A 20,562-nucleotide genomic window follows, 5' to 3' on the forward strand; every position below is an offset into this window, starting at 1 on the left:
AAGTCGTTTTGACTACGGAAATAATGAAAATATGTGAAGGAAAAAGGGGATTTGTATACAATTAGTTAAATAAGAGAGAAAAAATAATTTTATCAACAGAAATTAACAAAATGTGACAAAAATCTATTAACGAATCGTATTTTTTGTGTTAATATTCAAAATATAAAGGGTATTCGTCGTATGGAAATGGAGGGAATGGAGGTTTTTCCAATCGATAAGGATATTAAAGAAATATTTTGTTCACACTTGAAAAACAATAGGCACCAATTCGTAGAGAACTGGAAAAACAAAATGATAATTTCCGAAAAAGATCCATTTAAACTAGAAGTAGTTCAAAATGGAGAGGATTTACTAGAGTTAATTATCGAACTTACTATGGAAGATAAAGATATAAATTATCTTCAACCGTTATGTGAGAAAATTGCTATTGAACGTGCTGGAGCAGATGCGAATATTGGAGATTTTGTTTATAACGCAAACGTGGGAAGAAATGAACTTTTCGAAGCGATGTGTGAATTAGATGTTAGCGCTCGTGAATTGAAACCAATTATGGCAAAAATACATACTTGTTTTGACAAATTAATTTATTATACCGTTTTAAAATACTCGGAAATTATATCGAAGAATTTAGAGGAAAAACAGCAATATATTAACGAAACACATAAAGAAAGGCTGACGATTTTAGGGCAAATGTCAGCTAGTTTTGTACATGAATTTCGTAATCCGCTTACTTCCATTATGGGGTTTGTTAAATTATTAAAGGCGGATCATCCGAGTTTATCGTATTTAGATATTATTTCGCATGAATTAGATCAATTAAATTTTCGTATTTCGCAATTTTTACTCGTATCGAAAAAAGAAATGTGGAATGAATCGGAACGGTTTTGGCTTAATGACTTGTTTCAAGACATTATACAATTCTTATATCCGAGTTTGGTCAATGCGAATGTTTTGATTGAAAAGAATTTACCGTATCCAATTCCGCTTGTTGGTTATCGGAGTGAAGTGAGGCAAGTATTTTTAAACATATTAATGAATTCAATTGATGCTCTTGAATCAATGAAAGAAGAACGAAAAATTATCATTGATGTATTTGAAGAAGATCAAGCTATTCGAATTGTGATAAAAAATAATGGACCAATGATTCCAGCTGAAAATGTAGAAACGATTTTTGAACCATTTGTAACTACTAAAAAGTTAGGAACTGGTATTGGATTATTTGTATGTAAACAAATTGTGGAAAAACATAATGGATCCATTATGTGTCGATCAGATAACGATTGGACAGAATTTCAAATTGCATTTCAAAAATAAACAGTCTACACCAAATGAATGGTGTAGACTGTTTTAATTTGTGAGTATAAGGGCTTCTAATTTAGGATCTTTAGTTGAATAACCTACTATTGAAATTGTATAAATAACATTTGGTTCAACATTGAATTTCGGTATAGTCAATAAAACGTTTTTATTATCTGCGAGTGAAATTTCAATATCTGCTGTACCAGGGCTAACTTGCAAAAAATCTGTTATTTGTTTAAAGAGCACATTTTCAAATAAATGATCCCCATCTTTTAAATCTACGTTTACAACAGGGGTATCTGGAGAGAAATGTGCAAACCGTATTTTGGCTTGACCAGCTGGTAAATGTGTATTATCAAGTATAGGCTGTAATTGTAGGTGATTATCACTATTTATTGCAGCGAGAGTATAAGTATGATTTCCCATTATTGGTACCAACGCTGAAAAGATTGGAGTTTCATTTCCGACAGGAACAATATCTATACGGTATTTACCTTGCACTAATGATAAATAAGGGCTGAATTGCTTAAATGAAATATTTTTAATAACCGTTTGTCCGTTTACTAAAATGTCAACCGCTGGTATATTTGGATCGGCATGAAAAATTCTTATATGTGACGGTAAAGCAGCTTCTTGTGAGTCTCTTGTTTCATACGCCTGTACAAGTTTTGATAGTGCATCGTAATATTTCATATATAATTCTATATATTTTTTAGGATTACGAAACTGATAGTAACGTGCGAGTTGTTCGTATTGTGTAACTTCTTGTCCATATTTTTCGATTTCAGATTGAGACATGAACATTCCTCCTTTGTCATCATTAAAACTATATGCGAAGCAAGAAAGCGGTTATGCAAAAAAAATGATTTTATAAAGGGAAAATTAAAAATTGACAACAAATATGTTTTCATAAAGAGGTGCTGGTGCTTACGAGAATTTCGCAGAGTAAGGCAGTACATATGACTGTACGAAAGTAAAATAAATGCCAAATTGAAAGTGCATTTCAATTAACATATTGAATACATGTCCAAAAATCGCTAGAAAACTAGGGATTTTTTAAATTATAGGCAAATACACATACAAAGTGATAATTGTCCTACATAAATTATAAAGGAAAGATACTTTGAATCTGAGGAAAGGAGTGCCACTTCGGGATAGGGATATCCCGATAGTAATTGTGAATGAAGTTATGAAAAGGTTTTGTGTTATAGGCTGTAGGATGAATTTGTAAACTTCATTTTTCTATTTATTTTAGCAATTGACAGTATTAACCCATAAGAGAGCGTCATGACGAACTGATTAGTGTGGTTAATCGGTTCTTTTTTTATAGTTTAAAACTGAAAAGTTTACATAATGAATAGGAATCTGAATTGATTAGTAAGGTGGGTGTCGAAATTTGTTTTAAAATATGCAATTTAAAGTAGGATAATAGGAAGGAGTTTAACGGGAGTTCCGTCGAAGTGTACAGAATGTCGGCATTTAAGGACAGCTGGCATTATGCTATAAAAACATTTGGTGATGTAGTCATTTCATATAAAAAGGAGGGTTATTTGGGCGTATAGAAAAGGGTTGGTCTTCGTTTTTTTAGTTCTGAATTTTCTGTTTTATAAAAATTTTTAAGCACTCATTTGTATATTTTATAATAGTTTTTTGATAAATTCACTGCTTTTGCAGAGGATTCTTTTTTATGAAAGAAACGTCAATTTTCTTCATATATATATACAAATTGGAGAAATGGGGGAGCGCTATGCGCGATTACTTAATTAAACCACTTGTTGGTCAGCCGTATCCAATGATTTCACATGGAAAAGGTGTTTATTTGTATGATCAAAATGGCAATAAATATTTTGATGGTTCGTCAGGAGCAATTACGGCAGGTATTGGGCATGGCGTAAAGGAGATTGCAGACGTTATTAAAAAGCAAGCTGAGGAGATTGCTTTCGTTTATAGATCACAGTTTACGAGTGAACCAGCTGAAAAATTAGCGAAGAAGTTAAGTGATTTAAGTGTAGGAGATTTGAACTGGAGTTTTTTTGTAAATAGTGGTACGGAAGCGAATGAAACAGCTATGAAAATTGCAATTCAGCATTTTCAAGAGCGAGGTATTCAAGGGAAACATAAAATTTTATCAAGATGGATGAGTTATCACGGTATTACGATGGGTGCTTTATCGATGTCTGGGCATCCACTACGTAGACAACGTTTCGTATCTATTTTGGAAGATTATCCGACTATACCAGCTCCATATTGTTTCAGATGTCCTGTTCAAAAGGTATATCCAACTTGTCAGCTGGCATGTGCGACTGAACTAGAAAGATCAATTGAAAGAATTGGTGCAGAGCATATTGCTGCTTTTATTGCTGAGCCGATTATCGGAGCAGCTGGAGGCGCGGTTGTTCCGCCGAAAGACTATTATAAAGTCATTAAAGAGATTTGCGACCATTACGATATTTTATTTATTGCGGATGAAGTAATGACTGGGCTCGGTCGTACTGGAGCATGGTTTGCGATGGAGCATTGGGGCGTAGAGCCGGATATTATGACACTTGGTAAAGGGTTAGGAGCGGGATATACACCGATGGCAGCGACAGTTGTAAGTGATCGTGTTATGGAACCAATATTACGTGGATCACGTTCAGTAATGAGCGGTCATACGTTAAGTGCAAATCCATTGTCTGCAGCAACGGCTTTAGCTGTTATTGAATATATGGAGAAACATAATCTTCCTGAAAAAACAGCAGAAAAGGGAGAGTATTTAATAAAAGGCTTACAGAAAGTTCAGCAACAATCGACAATCATTGCTGATGTGCGCGGAAAAGGGTTGCTAATCGGAGTAGAATTGCAACCGTTTACAAAAGCGTCAGAGCTTATTTCAGTTGCAGCTAAAAATGGTCTGCTTTTATACCAAGCAGTTTCAGGGCAAGCAGGAAAAGAAGATAGTGCACTGCTTGTAGCACCGCCAATGACAACTACATATTCCGAGTTAGATGAATTACTTTCAATTTTCTCTAAAAGTGTGGAAGAGATGATGCAAAAAGGAGGGCATAGTATCGCATGACAACTATTACAAATACATTCGGTAAATTAAAAGAAATTGAGGAAGTAATTTCTTTGTTCCATGATGATATGACATTGATGTTTGGGGGATTTGGAGGGATTGGATCCCCTCCATCTTTAATACAGGCAATTTTAGAAAAAGGCGTTACAAATTTAAATTTAATTGGAAATGACACTGGATTTCCTGATGTAGGTATCGGTCGTCTTGTTACAAATGAAAGAGTTAAATCAATAATTACTTCTCACATTGGCTCCAATCCAAATGCAGGAAGGCAACTAAACGAGGGAAGATTACAAATTGAGTTTTCTCCGCAGGGAACATTAGCAGAGCGTATTCGCGCTGGTGGCGTTGGTCTTGGTGGTGTTTTAGTTGATGTTGGTGTTGATACGATTGTGGAAGAGGGAAAACGAACAGTTGAAATGAATGGTAAGACCTACTTAGTTGAAACAGCATTAACTGCTGAAGTTTCAATTGTATATGCGAAAAAGGCAGATCCGTTTGGTAATCTTGTATTTGACAAAAGTGCACGAAATATGAATCCCCATGTAGCTATGGCTGGGGATATAACAATTGTAGAAGCAGAAGAAATAGTCCCGCTTGGAAGTTTAGATCCAGAGGAAATTGTCGTTCCAGGTGTTTTCGTAAATTATATTGTACCGTCGGAAGGAGTGAACTGGAAATGGGTATGGGCGTAGAAGTGAGGGATAAGATTGCTAGGCGTGCGGCGAAAGAAATACAAAATGGTATGATTGTAAATTTAGGTATTGGCATACCATCGCTTGTACCAAATCATTTGCCTGACGACATAAATGTTATGTTTCATGCGGAAAATGGAATCGTCGGCATGGGACCAACGCCAAGTAAAGGGAATGAAGATGAAAATTTGTGTAATGCAGCAGGTTTACCAACTTCTCTTATAACAGGAGCGAGTTATTTCGATAGCTGCACAGCGTTTGGGATGATTCGAAAAGGTTTGCTAGACATAACGATTCTTGGTTCATTACAAGTAAGTGAAAATGGTGATTTAGCAAACTGGATTGTACCTGGAAAACGTGTTCCAGGTATTGGTGGAGCAATGGATTTAGCACAAAAAGCGAAGCGGGTCGTTGTTGTAATGAATCATGTTGATAAGTACGGAAATGCAAAAATTGTTTCAGAGTGTACATTGCCATTAACTTCAAAGAAATGTGTAGATTTAATTATTACTGATATGGCAGTCATGGAGGTAACTCCGAGTGGACTTATATTACAAGAATTAATGAGCCCATACACAGTAGAAGATATAAAACGACATACAGAAGCTGATTTTCAAATTAGTTCTAACTTACTAGTAATTGAATGAAGGGAGATGTAATATATGGAGCAATTAAAAAAGCAAGTTTGTGATTATATTGAGAGCCATGAAGAGGAAAGTGTGAAATTTTTAAAACGATTAATTCAAGAAAAGAGCGTATCTGGTGATGAAAGCGGTGCGCAGGCAATTGTGATTGAAAAATTACGTGAATTAGGTTTAGAGCTCGATATATGGGAGCCTTCTTTTTCTAAAATGAAAGATCATCCTTATTTTGTATCACCCCGTACAAGTTTTTCAGATAGCCCAAATATTGTAGCAACTTTAAAAGGAAGTGGCGACGGGAAATCTATGATATTGAATGGGCATATTGATGTAGTTCCAGAAGGGGATGTGAATCAGTGGGAACATCATCCTTATAGCGGTGAGAAAATCGGAAATCGTATATATGGCCGTGGAACGACGGATATGAAGGGCGGAAATGTCGCACTTATGCTTGCGATGGAAGCGATTATTGAATCTAACATTGAATTAAAAGGAAACATCTATTTTCAAAGTGTAATAGAAGAGGAAAGTGGCGGAGCAGGGACATTGGCAACTATATTACGAGGATATAAGGCAGATGGTGTCATTATTCCGGAGCCTACTAATATGAAGTTTTTCCCGAAACAACAAGGTTCCATGTGGTTTCGTCTACGTGTAAAAGGGAAAGCTGCACACGGTGGAACGCGCTATGAAGGGGTTAGTGCAATTGAAAAAAGTATGTTTGTTATAGAACATGTAAGAAAGCTAGAGGAGAAAAGAAATAGTCGAATTACAGATCCGTTATTTAAAGAAATTCCGATTCCAATTCCAATTAACATTGGGAAAATTGAAGGAGGGAGTTGGCCAAGTTCTGTTCCCGATGAATTAATTTTAGAAGGAAGATGCGGTGTTGCGCCGAATGAGACTATAGAGGCGGCAAAAGAAGAGTTTGAGAATTGGATTGCTGAATTAAATGATGTGGACAATTGGTTTGTTGAAAATCCAGTAGAAGTAGAATGGTTTGGAGCGAGATGGGTTCCTGGTGAACTAGAAGAGAATCATGAACTCATTACGACACTTCATCACAACTTTGTTGAAATCGAAGGGAACGAACCAATTATTGAAGCATCTCCGTGGGGGACTGATGGAGGTTTATTTACACAAATTGCAAACGTACCAACAATAGTATTTGGTCCAGGAGAGACGAAAGTAGCACACTATCCAAACGAATATATAGAAGTTGATAAAATGATAGCTGCCGCAAAAATTATTGCATGTACATTACTAGATTGGTGTGAGGTGAAAAAATGAAATACTATGAATCTTTTAGAGAACAGACGAATTGTTATACAGTAGAAGGTGTTTTAGATTATTTTAATAAGCGTATTCGGGTAGATCACTATACAGGAAATGTTGAAAGTATTATACAGACAATTGACGAACTAGCAGAGAAACATTCTTTCACTAAATGTATTATTAAAGGAAAGGGAGAGCATGTTTCAACATGGCTCTCTTTCGGTTTTTTGTTGGAAGCAACGATACCTCATTATTTTCAAGGACACGATGCATACTTTTTTGTGAAATATAATAATGATGAAAGACGAAATAGTATGCATTGGATTGAGGAAGATACTATATTAAGCGGTGTAAAAGGAAAAGAAATAAAAGAAAAAGTAGTTCCAGAGAAATTTTTGCTGAGAAAAGCGACTGAAGAAGATGCAGAAGAATTAGCAACTGTATTCGGAAAAGTATTTGAAGTGTATCCGACACCTTTAAATGAAGCGAGTTATGTATTACAGACGATGAAAGAAGACGATACAATTTACTACGTGTATGAATTTGAGGGGAAAATTATTAGTACAGCATCTGCAGAAATGAACATAAAGGAAGGGAATGCAGAATTAACGAATTGTGCTACTTTACCTGAATACCGTAAACATGGATTTATGAAAAGTTTACTAATTAAATTAGAGGAAGAACTTCAAGAAAGATCTATTTTCTGCTCCTATACAATTGCTCGATCGCTTTCTTTCGGAATGAATGCTGCCTTTCATCAATTAGGCTATACGTATACAGGAAGACTGGCGAATAATTGCTACATTTTCGATAAGTTGGAAGATATGAATATATGGGTGAAAGATCTATCTAGCTATTCGAAAGCAGTAAAACTTCCGCCTCAAAATTTGGCTGTAAAGCAAAACAGTTAGGTGGAGCTGGGTGTTTGAAAAAGCCGTACTAATTAGAGTTTCGAGTTATCTAATGAAAATATAAAATTGATTAAAATTATAGAACGGAATCGTCATGCTTACAATCGCACATAGGTGTGCCGAAAATTCGGCATGTAATTGCTGGATTTTCGGCAAGAGGGGGGATGACATTGCTAGCAGTTTCGACACAAGAAGTCATTGAAGCGATTTTGGGCAGTATTGATGAGGCTATACACGCTGTAGATGAAAATGGAATTACAATATTTTATAATTCTGTAGCTGCAAAACACGATGGATCGAAGATTGAAAAAGTGTTAGGGAAACATCTGTTAGAAGCGTTCCCGTCTTTATCAAGGGAAACGAGTACATTGATGAAAGTACTAGATACAAAAAAACCTATCGTACATCAGGTACAACATTATCAAAATTTAAATGGTGAAGATGTTTGTACAGTAAATACGACGTTACCTATTTTTATAGATGGGAATATTGCTGGGGCTGTTGAAATTGCAAAGGATTACTCTACAATTCAAAAGCTTACTGACACAATTGTTGACTTACAGTCGAAAATAAAGCGATCATCTAGAAAAAAAGTGATTAAAAAGCACGCTGCATTTGAGACGATAGTGACAAATGATACGCGGTTTAAACAGACGAAAGAGTTAGCACAAAAAGTAGCACCAACAGACGCGAATGTTTTAATATATGGTGAAACAGGAACGGGAAAAGAACTGTTCGTACAAGCAATTCATGAAGCTTCTAAAAGAAAAAACAAGCCATTTATTGCACAAAACTGTGCAGCTTTACCAGAGTCGCTATTAGAAAGTTTATTGTTTGGAACGACAAAAGGAAGCTATACGGGAGCGATTGAAAGAGCTGGGCTATTTGAACTTGTTGATGGTGGTACATTATTTTTAGATGAACTGAATTCAATGCCTCTTGATTTGCAGGCAAAAATGTTACGAGTGTTAGAAGATGGAGTCATTAGAAGAATTGGTGATAATAAGACGAGAAAAGTAGATGTTCGTGTTATTACCGCGATGAACCAGCCTCCAGAAATATGTTTACGAGAGAATAAAATTCGCACTGATTTATATTATCGCTTAAACGTATTTTCATTATATATCCCACCGCTTCGTGAAAGAACTGAGGATGTACTATTATTAGCATCTTATTTTTTGAAAGAATATAATAAAAGTTATAAAAAAGGTGTACTTCAAATTGATGAGGAAGCGAAAGATAGACTGCAAGCTTATCAGTGGCCTGGAAATGTACGGGAGTTAAAACATACGATTGAACATGCTGTTATTATTGCAGAAGGGAATACATTAACAGCCAATTGTTTACCACGTACATTTCGGAAAGAGAAGTTTTCGAAGAAGAAGGGTATAATGCCACTTAGAGAAGCACTTCATCAAACAGAAAAAGAATTAATAGATCAAGCGTTGATTGAAACGGAAGGGAATATATTACAAGCCGCAAAAATGTTGGGTATCCCTCGTCAAACGCTTCAATATAAACTGAGCAAGTACGACAAAACCGCCGAATAATCGGCGGTTTTTGTGTGTTTGCACCAATAAAAGAGCGTTTACATATATAAAAAGTAATGAATATGATGTTAAGTATTGATTTCATACAACGCTTAAAAATATTTTTTCGCTTATGTAATAGGGTTCTCCGCACATTTACTTATCAACAATGTAAAGTTGGCATAACTATTGCTTATATAAAGAATGAGCGTATAAAAAGGGGGAATAGCAATGTTACATGATGTATACAAACCAAATCGTCACTGGAAGGATATCGAATTATGGAAAGATGTTACTGAAGAGCAATGGAATGATTGGGTTTGGCAATTAACGAATACGATCAAAACGTTAGATGACTTAAGAAAAGTGATTAACTTAACACCTGAAGAAGAAGAGGGCGTTAAAATTTCAACGAAAACGATCCCGTTAAACATTACACCGTACTATGCTTGGCTAATGAATCCTGATGATCCACGCTGTCCGATTCGGATGCAATCAGTACCGATTTCGGAAGAGTTATATAAAACAAAATATGATTTAGAAGACCCGCTTCACGAAGACGAAGATTCACCAGTTCCAGGGCTAACACATCGTTATCCGGACCGTGTACTATTCTTAGTAACAAATCAATGTTCTATGTATTGTCGTTACTGTACACGTCGTCGTTTTAGTGGACAAATTGGAATGGGTGTACCGAAGAAACAATTAGATGATGCAATTGCTTATATTCGTGAAACGCCACAAGTACGAGATGTATTAATCTCCGGTGGTGACGGACTTCTAATTAACGATAAAATTTTAGAATATGTATTAAAAAATTTACGAGAGATTCCGCATGTTGAGATTATTCGTATCGGAACGAGAGCACCAGTAGTATTCCCACAACGTATTACAGAAAACTTATGTAACATTATTAAAAAATACCATCCAGTATGGTTAAATACACATTTCAATACATCTATTGAAATTACTGAAGAATCGAAAAAGGCATGTGAAATGTTAGCGAATGCTGGTGTTCCAGTCGGAAACCAAGCAGTAATTTTAGCTGGTATTAACGACAGCGTTCCAATTATGAAAAAACTTATGCATGACTTAGTAAAAATCCGTGTACGTCCATACTACATTTATCAATGTGACTTATCTGAAGGTATCGGTCACTTCCGTGCACCAGTATCTAAAGGTCTTGAAATTATTGAAGGTTTACGTGGACACACATCTGGTTATGCTGTTCCGACATTCGTTGTTGATGCGCCAGGTGGAGGCGGTAAAATTGCACTTCAGCCAAACTATTTAATCTCACAAAGTGCAGATAAAGTTGTACTTCGTAACTTTGAAGGTGTTATTACGACGTATCCAGAGCCAGAGAGCTATATTCCAGGAAGAGCGGAAGGATACTTTAAAGAGATTTATCCGAACTACGAAGAAAAACGTTCAGATGTTGGTATCGCAGGTCTTATGAGCGATAAGAAATTTAACCTCGTTCCAGACGACTTACAGCGTATGAACCGTCGTAAAGACTACGAAGATAATGATACTCATGCATCTTTAAAAGATAAACGTGATAAGCGCGATCAATTAAAAGATAAAAAATATCAAGCACAAATGGCTAAGTTAGAAGAAAACGACAAAAAAACTGAGGGTGATGCAGTATGAATTGTATGTGGTGTGACAGTACAGAAGCGAAAGAAAGCTTGAATACTGTATATTGGGAATTACCAGATGGTACGAAAGCCATTGAAATCCAAGAGACACCATGTATTTCTTGTTCCTCGTGCGGGATGGACTATCAATCAGACCATACAGTAAAAGAAATTGAAGATCAATTATTCTTAATTTACACGAAAGATTTACCAAAACAACTAACATATGAAGAATTAATGGGAAGACCGCGTCTATTAAAAAGAAATTATTTCGACTTTTAACCAGCTTTTATGCTGGTTTTTTTCTTTTTTGCCTTGTATAATGTACCCAAGTTAGAAAGGTAGGGAATATTTTTGAAAAAGACATTTTACCATTATATGATGAAGCATCGTGCAGCTTTATTTAGAAATGAAATTTCAGATTTAGCAGAGGCGATGTATGATGATTTAAGTTTTCCGAAGCAATCTGAAGACTATGATGAAATTAGTTCATACTTAGAGTTGAGCGGAATGCTAGAAAGTATGTCTATATTTGATGAAGCCTGGGATTTATACATACAAGATAGATAAAAACTATTTGAAAACATACAGAATACATTACTTTATTTAAAGTGAAGTATTCTGTATGTTTTTTATTATGAAATTTGTTGATTTGAAGCTAGTCTAGTTACTAGCTTTTTTTTGAGTGCAATGTAAATTTTATAAGATTATATTTTTTATTGAAAAAATTTATGAATATAAGCTTCTGTGATAAGCGTTTTTATGTAGGTTGCATATACTGATATCAAAATCACGACGTCAAAAAAAGGAGAGATAGAGATGGCAAGAAAAAAACAACCTAAATACAACGTAGGGGACATAGTCGTGATTACGCTATATGGAACCGTTGGGAAAATCACAAATATGAAGGTTTTAGATGGAGTTTATGTATACGAAGTCAATAATCATGATGGATTTTACGTAGAGCAAACATTGCAGCACGTTACAGAGCAAGATATGAAAAAGGGCGATACGGAGTGGATTGAATTAAATTATAATTTCACGTTTGGTGATCTTGTGCAAGTAACTGGATATGATAAAGATGTTTTCCGTATTGTTGGTTTTCGTACAGAAGTATGGAGATATAAGAATGACGCATGGGAAGATACAATTTATGAATTGTCACGGATTACGGATGGTGAATGGTTAGAAGCGGATGAATCAGATTTAACGTTACTCGCCAATGCTCAAACGGCAAATGCAATTTTGAAGAAAATGAAACAAGATAAAGCAGGTATGAATAAATTAGATTTAGGAAAGTTAAAGTCAATTAACAACTCGAAAAAAGTGAGTGTTAAGACGAATCGTCAAGAAATCATTGATGGATTACTTGATATTTATAACGATTATCAATTATTGTTCGATACATTTAAAGATGAAGAATATAAAATTGTAATGGATGTTGTTCATAATTATTTAGTTAAATTGACAGAGAAAAAATAGTTAACTAGAAAGAGAGAATAAATTGAACAACAACATATGCAGTATAAGGTATGCCTACAACTATTAAAAAAATAAAAAGCCACTTTATAAGAGAGTCTGCCCATTGATCTTCATGCATGAACTCTTCTTTTGTTTGTCCTACTTCATATTGATTTTCCATTATTATTTCCCCCTTTGAATAGCTTGTACTACAATCGTATGCATCTCGTCCAAAGCTTATGACCTATAAAAAAATAAAATCTATTTTTCTAATCTCATATACATAATTTTGAGATTTTTTCATAAAACAGAAATAAAGGAGTGATGCTCATGAAGGAAATTGAAGTCGTGATTGATACGGAAGAGATTGCGGAGTTTTTTTATGAGCAACTAATTGAAAGAGGGTACGTCCCAAAACGAGAAGAAATTGAAGATCTCGCAGATATTACATTTGAGTATTTATTAGAGAAATGTATGATTGATGAAGTTTTTGATGAAGAGGATGAATGAAAGTAACGACGGGCATAACTCGTCGTTTTTTACTCTTTACAAACCTGTCACAAATATAGTCAATAATTATTGGTATAATGAAAAGGAAATTTTACTCAAGAGGTGAAGGAATGTTCAAAAAAATTATTGATTCTTTATTAGGAAAGAAAAAATATCGTTCGTATTCAAGTAGTGATTATCGTCGTAGAGGGCGCTCGTATTCAAGTAGCGACTATAAACGACGTTCATCTGGTTATGGACATCAACATTATAAAAGAAAACGTAAAAGCCGTAGCTTCTTTTCAAGTAGCTGATGAAATGGTGTCGTGTACTAGCATTATTTGATAGACCACTGCGAAAAAATACAATTGTTGCAGAACGTTATAAAATTGAATCAGTAATTGGAATGGGCAGTTATGGGGTTACATACGTCGTTAATGATTTACAAACAAATAGATATAAAGTCTTAAAACAATTAAGACAAAGTAAACAAAGATATGAGTCTGGTAGAAAATCATTTGAACAAGAGAAAATGATTTTACAAACATTAAATCATTATGCAATTCCTAGTCTATATGATCATTTCATATGGGAGAAAAAGAGCTTCTTTGTGATGGAGTACATGCCTGGTGAAAATTTTGAAGATTATATTTTCATAGATGGGTATGTATATACAGAACGTGAAGTTTTTAAGATTTTATATGAAATATTAGAAATTGTATCGGTGTTTCATAGTGAAGGCATTATTCATCGAGATTTACGCATTCCAAACATACTAATGAAAGAAAATCAAATTAGTATTATTGATTTTGGATTGGCTAAATGGAAAGGTGAGGATGATGAGCGAGCTACAACTTACGAAGGTGAACAAGCTTTGATGCGAGAAGTTCACTTTCGTAGCGACTTTTATGCGCTCGGTCATTTCTCATTATTTTTATTATATGCAGGATATGAATCTAATGAAAAACAGGAAAAACCATGGTACGAAGAATTAACTTTGGAACATTATAATCGCGAAATTCTTATGCGAATGTTACAAATAAAAACGCCGTACTATGAGAATGTACAAGATTTAAAACAAGATGTAGCTTCTGCTTTAGAAAGGATGGAGACTCCATGTTTCAAAAGTTTTTAGCAAGCGTTGGTATTGGAAGTGCAAAGGTAGATACTGTTTTTGAAAAAGATGAGTATATTGTTGGGGAAGAAATAGTTGGAAAGGTTCATATAACTGGAGGTTCAGTTAGCCAACAAATTGAAAGCATTTACTTAACATTATCAACGTCGTATGTACGAGAAGTGGATGATAAAAAAGTAACAGCAACATATGATTTAGAGCGAGTACGCTTAACAGAACCGTTTTCTGTAGAACCGAATGAAAAAGTTGAAATTCCATTTTCTTTTCCAATGCCAATTGAAGCACCACTTACACTTGGTATGAAAACGGTTTGGATTCATACAGGTCTTGATATTAAACGTAGTATAGACCCAAGTGACCGCGACTACGTTCAAGTGTTACCTAATGCATTATTAAGTAGTGTTTTAGATAGTGTAAAGGAATTAGGGTTTAAAGCACGTCATATAGAATGTGAAGAATTACCGCATCGATTACGTAAGCAAGTTCCATTCGCACAAGAATTTGAGTTTATTCCGGTTTCTGGAGAGTACTATGGGAAATTAGATGAATTAGAATTATTAATCTTGCCACGTGCATACGACCGACTAGAAATAATTATGGAAGTAGATAGAAAATCACGTGGATTAGCTGGTTTATTCGCTGAGGCACTTGATCTTGATGAGAAGGTGATTCGTTTTACCGTAACAAGAGAAGATATCCCTGAGATGAAGCGGAAAATTAATAATTATATTTTTTAATAAACTATGCATAAAAAAGAAATGGAGAGGAAAACTAAAACAACCGCTCCATTTTTTTGCATAGTGAGGTTATGTATGTGAAACGATATCGACATTTATACTTGCTAAGTTTTACGTTACTCATTTGTTTTGTCGTATTATCACTTTCGTATCATACCGCTTGTATTGAGAACTTTGACAATATAGTCGCACATTTTATTCAAAGCTTTCGAAACGATTATTTGACGACCTATTTTACTTGGGTGTCTTTTATCGGTTCCAAAAGAATATATTTTCCATTACTCATTATTCTTGTAATGTATTTTCTCGTTAGAAAAAAGTTGCTTAGTGCGTTACTTCTAACAATTAATTACTACGGATCTCGTTATTTAAACAGTATGCTTAAACTATGGTACGAACGAGCAAGACCTGATGTTACGCAGCTTGTTACTGCAACTGGATATAGTTTTCCGAGCGGTCATACGATGAATGCTACTGCTTTTTTAGGATTTATTGCATACGTCACAATTACTGAAGAGCGTATTTCGTTGCATAAAAAATTGTTAATTATTCTTATAGCAAGCTTTGTTGTATTATCTATTTCAGTTAGCCGAATATATCTTGGCGTGCACTATCCATCTGACATATTAGCAGGATGGGCAGCTGGCGGTAGCTGGCTCGTTTTATGTGTTATATTCCATAAAACGTTCATAAAAAAAGAACCTATGTCATAATAGGTTCTTTTTTCATTGGCTCAACATGAATGTGTGCATGGTAAATTCCAAATTTTTTGCGCAGCATAGCTTCGATGTTGTCGGTAATACAGTGACTTTCTCCAACATCCATGCGAGCATCTACTTCAATTGTAATATCAACATACGTTTGATTCCCATACATACGTGCTCGAATATCTACAATGTTTTCCACACCGCCAATATGCTCAATAGCATCAGCGTATTCTTCCATTTTATCAGGATCAATTCCATCTGTTAGCATATGAGAAGATTCTACGAAAATCTCCCATGCAGTTTTACAAATAATAAGACCGACAATTAAAGCGGCAATAGGGTCTAAAATAGGCATTTGGAACTGAGAACCGACAATACCTACTACGGTACCAATACTTACGAGTGCATCTGATAAATTATCCTTTGCAGCGGCTTCTAATGATTTACTTTTTGTTCGTGCTGCAATTTTTTTCGTATACAAATACACGCAGTACATAACGACAGCAGAAAATAAAGCAACCCATGCAGCGAGTACATTAGGCGCTGCTTGTTTCGGATTTAAGAAAGATTGAATGGCACTAATAACAACTTCTAATCCGACTGTTGCCATAATGAAGGACGCAACAAGTGATGCGATTTGTTCGGCACGCGAATGCCCATACGGATGATCTGGGTCACGAGGTTTACGAGATATTTTTAGACCAATTAATATCGCTAAAGAAGCACCGATATCCGTTAAGTTATTTAAACCGTCAGCGCGTAATGCGCTAGAGAGGGTAATATAACTGATGATGATTTTCATAGAGGATAAAAATATGTAGGCCATAATGCTGACAATAGCACCTTTATCAGCTTCTTTATGAGAAAGAGTATCCATTTTAATCACTCACCTTTCTTTAAAGGAATTTCTTTCTATAAATAGAGTATCAAACGAAAGTCGTGTGGGTCTATACAAACATTGTTGACGTTTTATAGCTTTTTAAGAAGGGGATAACAAAGTTTCGTAAAGGAAAAATATGTTGAAAAGTACAAAGTCAAGGTGTGAACCTAATTGGAGTTTATTTACTAAAGAGATAGGAGGGTAGATGGATGAGGAAACGAATACTTTTCTTACTACGTATTATTCTTATCAGGACAAGGTGTAATTCATTAAACGATGAAAAACTTCAAAAGATAATTGTGAAAATAGATGAAAACCCTCTGAAAAATATTTTCCAGAGGGCTTTCATTTTAGTATGCTTCTAAAAACTCAGTAACTTGCTCTTCTGTTTTTGCATTAGCACTATGTAAGTGGCCTAGCTTCTCACCGTTTTGGTATACAAGTAAACTTGGAATACCCATTACTTGATACTCTTCAGCGATACTTGGAAACTCATCTTTATTGATAGAGTACCATTCAAATTTATTGAACTCTTCCATTACATCTCCGATAAAGTTGTCCATACGTACGCAATCTGGGCACCATGTAGTAAAGAACTTAACAACTACAGGCTCCTCGCTTGCGATGATGTCTTTGAATTCTTGTTCTGTTTTAATTTCTTTCATAAGTAAAACTCCTTTCAATATCACACGAATTTATATGCAAAATTCGTATTTGCAAACATGTTGCAAACTTATTATTTGTTTTTTAGTTTTGTAGTTCGTTCACACTTATAAAATTATATGTAACATGACTGCGCTACTAAGTGTGAAAATAATGGAACCTCACTTTTCTTTATAAGCTTTTTCCAGGATTGTGTCAAACTTTTGAATTTTATACAGAAATTAAAGAAGCCCACACTTTGATTGAGTATGGGCAGAGTGACTAAAATTAATCGCTTATTAATTTCGAATAGATATTTAAATCGATAAGCTTTCCAGCTGATTTTTCGCTCTTTCTCAGAATCCCTTCTAGATTAATTAACTTTTATTATACAAGAAAATTACTACATTGAACAAAGGCGTTAATTGGAGGTAACGAAATGACAAACTCATCAATTGAATATTGCGTTCAGTGTGATTAAGAAAGTGGTGTATAAAGATGGGACGAGATGAGAGTTACTTCCGAGCTAAAAAAAGAGTAGATAATTTAAAAACATTTTACATGCATTTAACCATCTACATACTAGTCAATCTGATGCTTTTTTACTTTTTAAGTAGTGAATTAGCTATTTTTTATTTTATAAAGAAATAACTCCGAAGCTCATATCCTTTCATGATAATATAAGGTGAAGAGGAGGGCCTTCCCTCTAATTATTAGTACACACTAATAAGGTTTTACGGGTAGTTAATTTTTTATCTAACTTCCTCGTATGTACTGAATTTTAATGTGAAAATGTTCGTTAATAGGAGATAAAAGAAAAAAGAGGATATATGAATGCTTGTATTAGGTTTTATATTAATTGGTTTAGGTGTTTTTATTGTTTGTCTGACTGTAATTGATGGAATCAGAGAGACAAAGGAACATAGTTTCAGTGGGTTTAAAGATTTTACCCCGCATTAACGGGCAGTAATACCTCCACCTCAAAATTCAGCGGGAGCAAAGAAGTTAGGTGGGGGATCAACTGCCCGTAAAAGCCCGATTGGTTCAACTAATAATCAGTGGGGATAAACAAAACCCCCACTGATTAAAGTTTCACTTTATTATTAGTGTGCTGGTGCATATTATAGAAATAATCAGTGATTTATGGGGGATTCCAATTGCTATTTATATTTATATTGATAGGATTGGTTTGCATCGGATTTGGCGTTGCTATTTTAATAGTAGAATTGTAGTGGAAGATAAGTAAAGGGCATCTAATTAAGATGCCTTTTTATATTAATTACAAAAATTGAATCAAGTTAGAAATTATATGGTTGTAATGGGAATTGAGGGATATGAATAAAAAAATTATCCTGCATTAACGGGCAGTAAGACCCCCACTGATTAAAGTTTCACTTTATTAGGGATTTGCCTTAAACATTTATTGCAGTCAAGAATATTTATAATAATATGAACTAAAAAAGGTCCAATTTTTGTAATGTTGGAGGGGATTATTGTGGACATAACTCAAAGCGTATCAAGAATAGTGGTTAATGGGAAAGACCTTTCTTTCACTTCAGTTCAAACCTCTGCATGGAATCATGGACCTGTAAATGATTTAATCGTTACGACGAATCAGAGAGTGAATGAGCTTTATCAATTCATGTGGTCGCAAGTACCGGTTACGATTTCGGTATATTTCCTTCAAGGAGCGGATTTACTGAGGTTCGTTAGGGTTGCGGGAATTAATGAGCGTGTAACAGGAGAATATGTATATCATTTCATTTGGTGATAAGAAGGAGTCAAAGTAGTCTAGCAGCTACTTTTTTATTTTGTCATTTGAATATAAGCGAGCGGACTAGCTTTATAGTACCCACTGAAATAAAGAATCATAATATAATTTGTAATAAATTATACGGGAAGGGAGCTGAGAATCATGTTTTATTCATATTTTAATTCTGAAACTGGTATGCGACCAGCATATGGTACATCTATAACGTATAGTGGAGCACAAAGTACAGTCCAAGCTATTCAACAAGCATTGCAAATGCAACAACAAATGCAAATGCAGCAGCAAGGAGTACAACCATATTACTCATCCGTAGAGTATTTTTACCCAGTACATCATGTTACACCGTACGGAAGTTCTTTTCTTACTATTCCATATGGAACTATATACAACTTATAACTAGTAAGGAATGAAGTGGTGTATATAAATAAGGGTGCAGATTAATAGCGCCCTTATGAATAATAAAAATAGCTAGTCCAAACCTTATAAATCAATCTTACATAATATATAGTAATAAGTTTGAAAGGGGAATCAGTATGTCTTGTTATTACTACTGTAAGTATTGTAAGGAGTATAAAAATAAGCATCATGATTGTTGTAAGAACACTAGTAAGTGTCATGATAACAAGGACAATCTTGTTAGAGCATCGGCATTTAGAGCTAGAAATACTGTGAATCAAAATGTTCCTGCTAATACTTTTGTGAAAGTGTTATTTCAAAATGAACAATTTGATTTAGCGAATGAGTATAATCCAGCAACATCTATTTTTATGCCGAAGACTAAAGGTGTATATTCTATTATTGGAACGATTGGTTTCTTTCCAAACGATCCAACTTTAAATTATAGAGCGCGTGTAGAAATTCGTGTGAATGGAAACGCAGCGATAGCTATAGATAATGACTTTTTTGGTCCAATAAGTTTTGGAAATGTCGTAAGTGTTTCGACGATTGTTCAATTGAATGCAGGGGATGAAGTTGAGATTTATGCACAAAGTAGTATAGATGGAGTTTTAAGTCCTTTAGAAGATGGTGCACATTTTGAAGCAGCAAGATTTCCTTCTCCAACTAAATAAAACTGATCATTAAATGTTTTTTAGTAGGTTTAGTTAATCCCCTTACCAAATGGTAGGGGATTATTATTGTTTTTCTAAAATATATAAGTAAATAGGTAAAGCGTAGTTTAATTTGTAGGGGCTTCAACCTTCTTCAGATAATAAACAGAATAATAAGTAACATGCTTGTAAAAACGCATTGTTAGTAAGTTTACTAGTTTTCTTATAGAACAAGAAAGACGGAATACATAAAAAATCGTATCATTATGTTTTTTCTTTACTATATAGAAATTATATATTGAACATAGATTTGTGTAGGGAATGCTAATACACTGAAAAGAATAGCATAAAGGCGATTACACTATATAAAAACAAAATCAATCCTAAGATGAGTAGTATTGGATGCAACTTGAACATATTTGACCTCCTTGAGTATATAAAGAATTTTAATATATTGTTGGTCAATTTAGAAGGGGGACGGTTACATAAAAAAAGAGCATACATAAAAAGTACGCTCCAAAGAAAGATAGGTTTTATGAGTGGATAATCTCCATACGATAATATATGTTCTTTTCATAAAAACGTGTAAAAAATCAATGAATTATCAATGGAATATCATAACATGAGTAATTTTAGTCTAGGA

23 protein-coding genes and 1 pseudogene are annotated in these 20,562 nt (G+C 34.5%); 20 read left to right on the forward strand and 4 right to left on the reverse strand.

Going from position 1 to position 20,562, the window contains the following annotated elements:
* Window positions 1-180: 180 nt before the first annotated feature.
* On the forward strand, window positions 181-1,314 hold the full coding sequence (locus tag DN399_RS10835; protein ID WP_000425086.1) for a BA2291 family sporulation histidine kinase: 1,134 nt from the start codon (window positions 181-183) through the stop codon (window positions 1,312-1,314).
* 33 nt (window positions 1,315-1,347) lie between these two features.
* On the opposite strand, the gene DN399_RS10840 is transcribed toward DN399_RS10835, so the two are convergent.
* Window positions 1,348-2,097, reverse strand: coding sequence for a DUF4397 domain-containing protein (locus DN399_RS10840; RefSeq protein WP_000083285.1), 750 nt, complete (start codon window positions 2,095-2,097; stop codon window positions 1,348-1,350).
* Between the two features lie 949 nt (window positions 2,098-3,046).
* Between DN399_RS10840 and DN399_RS10845 the strand changes: the two genes are divergently transcribed.
* From DN399_RS10845 to DN399_RS10890, 10 genes are all read left to right on the forward strand, one after another.
* The gene (locus tag DN399_RS10845; RefSeq protein ID WP_001205882.1) at window positions 3,047-4,357 is read left to right on the forward strand and encodes an aspartate aminotransferase family protein; all 1,311 of its coding nucleotides are present in this window, start codon (window positions 3,047-3,049) and stop codon (window positions 4,355-4,357) included.
* Window positions 4,354-5,052, forward strand: a complete 699-nt coding sequence (gene atoD / locus DN399_RS10850) for an acetate CoA-transferase subunit alpha (protein ID WP_000208102.1) — start codon at window positions 4,354-4,356, stop codon at window positions 5,050-5,052. Before DN399_RS10845 ends, atoD begins: the two co-directional genes overlap by 4 nt.
* Entirely contained in the window at window positions 5,037-5,699 is a 663-nt protein-coding gene (locus DN399_RS10855; RefSeq protein ID WP_000525277.1) for a CoA transferase subunit B, read from the forward strand. Before atoD ends, DN399_RS10855 begins: the two co-directional genes overlap by 16 nt.
* Window positions 5,700-5,714: 15 nt before the next feature.
* Window positions 5,715-6,983 (forward strand): peptidase, encoded by a 1,269-nt coding sequence (locus DN399_RS10860; protein WP_149149548.1) that lies wholly within the window; start codon window positions 5,715-5,717, stop codon window positions 6,981-6,983.
* The gene (ablB, locus tag DN399_RS10865) at window positions 6,980-7,879 is read left to right on the forward strand and encodes a putative beta-lysine N-acetyltransferase (RefSeq protein WP_000878594.1); all 900 of its coding nucleotides are present in this window, start codon (window positions 6,980-6,982) and stop codon (window positions 7,877-7,879) included. The genes DN399_RS10860 and ablB overlap by 4 nt, the downstream gene beginning before the upstream one ends.
* Window positions 7,880-8,043: 164 nt before the next feature.
* A complete protein-coding gene (gene rocR / locus DN399_RS10870; protein WP_011110073.1) occupies window positions 8,044-9,429 on the forward strand; it encodes an arginine utilization transcriptional regulator RocR in 1,386 nt (461 codons plus the stop codon).
* Window positions 9,430-9,639: 210 nt separating this feature from the next.
* On the forward strand, window positions 9,640-11,061 hold the full coding sequence (kamA, locus tag DN399_RS10875) for a lysine 2,3-aminomutase (RefSeq protein ID WP_000902142.1): 1,422 nt from the start codon (window positions 9,640-9,642) through the stop codon (window positions 11,059-11,061).
* Window positions 11,058-11,330 carry a YokU family protein gene (locus DN399_RS10880; RefSeq protein ID WP_000995763.1) on the forward strand — a complete coding sequence of 91 codons (273 nt, stop codon included), beginning with the start codon at window positions 11,058-11,060 and terminating at the stop codon, window positions 11,328-11,330. Before kamA ends, DN399_RS10880 begins: the two co-directional genes overlap by 4 nt.
* Before the next feature lie 72 nt (window positions 11,331-11,402).
* Window positions 11,403-11,618, forward strand: coding sequence for a YozE family protein (locus DN399_RS10885; protein ID WP_000750717.1), 216 nt, complete (start codon window positions 11,403-11,405; stop codon window positions 11,616-11,618).
* A gap of 249 nt (window positions 11,619-11,867) precedes the next feature.
* Window positions 11,868-12,530 (forward strand): hypothetical protein, encoded by a 663-nt coding sequence (locus DN399_RS10890; RefSeq protein ID WP_000101499.1) that lies wholly within the window; start codon window positions 11,868-11,870, stop codon window positions 12,528-12,530.
* A gap of 4 nt (window positions 12,531-12,534) precedes the next feature.
* Here the strand turns inward: DN399_RS10890 and DN399_RS10895 are convergent, their stop codons facing one another.
* On the reverse strand, window positions 12,535-12,690 hold the full coding sequence (locus tag DN399_RS10895) for a DUF3930 family protein (RefSeq protein WP_000431486.1): 156 nt from the start codon (window positions 12,688-12,690) through the stop codon (window positions 12,535-12,537).
* A gap of 149 nt (window positions 12,691-12,839) precedes the next feature.
* Between DN399_RS10895 and DN399_RS10900 the strand changes: the two genes are divergently transcribed.
* The 5 genes from DN399_RS10900 (at window position 12,840) to DN399_RS10920 (ending at window position 15,583) form a co-directional block, all read left to right on the forward strand.
* Window positions 12,840-13,019 carry a YozD family protein gene (locus tag DN399_RS10900; protein WP_000658451.1) on the forward strand — a complete coding sequence of 60 codons (180 nt, stop codon included), beginning with the start codon at window positions 12,840-12,842 and terminating at the stop codon, window positions 13,017-13,019.
* Between the two features lie 110 nt (window positions 13,020-13,129).
* The gene (locus DN399_RS10905; protein WP_000473371.1) at window positions 13,130-13,312 is read left to right on the forward strand and encodes a hypothetical protein; all 183 of its coding nucleotides are present in this window, start codon (window positions 13,130-13,132) and stop codon (window positions 13,310-13,312) included.
* A complete protein-coding gene (locus DN399_RS10910) occupies window positions 13,312-14,133 on the forward strand; it encodes a serine/threonine protein kinase (RefSeq protein ID WP_006927693.1) in 822 nt (273 codons plus the stop codon). Before DN399_RS10905 ends, DN399_RS10910 begins: the two co-directional genes overlap by 1 nt.
* A complete protein-coding gene (locus DN399_RS10915) occupies window positions 14,115-14,870 on the forward strand; it encodes a sporulation protein (RefSeq protein ID WP_149149549.1) in 756 nt (251 codons plus the stop codon). Before DN399_RS10910 ends, DN399_RS10915 begins: the two co-directional genes overlap by 19 nt.
* Before the next feature lie 77 nt (window positions 14,871-14,947).
* The gene (locus tag DN399_RS10920) at window positions 14,948-15,583 is read left to right on the forward strand and encodes a phosphatase PAP2 family protein (RefSeq protein WP_000833370.1); all 636 of its coding nucleotides are present in this window, start codon (window positions 14,948-14,950) and stop codon (window positions 15,581-15,583) included.
* Here DN399_RS10920 and DN399_RS10925 read toward each other — a convergent pair.
* The gene (locus DN399_RS10925; RefSeq protein WP_000380385.1) at window positions 15,573-16,454 is read right to left on the reverse strand and encodes a cation diffusion facilitator family transporter; all 882 of its coding nucleotides are present in this window, start codon (window positions 16,452-16,454) and stop codon (window positions 15,573-15,575) included. The genes DN399_RS10920 and DN399_RS10925 overlap by 11 nt on opposite strands.
* A gap of 353 nt (window positions 16,455-16,807) precedes the next feature.
* Window positions 16,808-17,122, reverse strand: coding sequence for a thioredoxin family protein (locus DN399_RS10930; RefSeq protein WP_000658787.1), 315 nt, complete (start codon window positions 17,120-17,122; stop codon window positions 16,808-16,810).
* Window positions 17,123-17,597: 475 nt separating this feature from the next.
* Between DN399_RS10930 and DN399_RS10940 the strand changes: the two are divergent.
* The 4 genes and pseudogenes from DN399_RS10940 to DN399_RS10955 form a co-directional block, all read left to right on the forward strand.
* Window positions 17,598-17,702, forward strand: a pseudogene (locus DN399_RS10940) (2TM domain-containing protein); the annotation flags it as partial.
* An 892-nt stretch (window positions 17,703-18,594) separates the two neighbouring features.
* A complete protein-coding gene (locus DN399_RS10945; protein WP_000355695.1) occupies window positions 18,595-18,870 on the forward strand; it encodes a hypothetical protein in 276 nt (91 codons plus the stop codon).
* Between the two features lie 144 nt (window positions 18,871-19,014).
* The gene (locus DN399_RS10950) at window positions 19,015-19,266 is read left to right on the forward strand and encodes a DUF3947 family protein (protein ID WP_000500100.1); all 252 of its coding nucleotides are present in this window, start codon (window positions 19,015-19,017) and stop codon (window positions 19,264-19,266) included.
* Window positions 19,267-19,403: 137 nt separating this feature from the next.
* Window positions 19,404-19,940: a C1q-like domain-containing protein gene (locus DN399_RS10955; protein ID WP_016122449.1), complete on the forward strand. Its 537-nt coding sequence runs from the start codon at window positions 19,404-19,406 to the stop codon at window positions 19,938-19,940.
* Window positions 19,941-20,562 lie beyond the last annotated feature (622 nt).

Origin of the sequence: Bacillus sp. AR4-2 (assembly GCF_008274865.1) — a bacterium.
Lineage (GTDB): Bacteria > Bacillota > Bacilli > Bacillales > Bacillaceae_G > Bacillus_A > Bacillus_A cereus.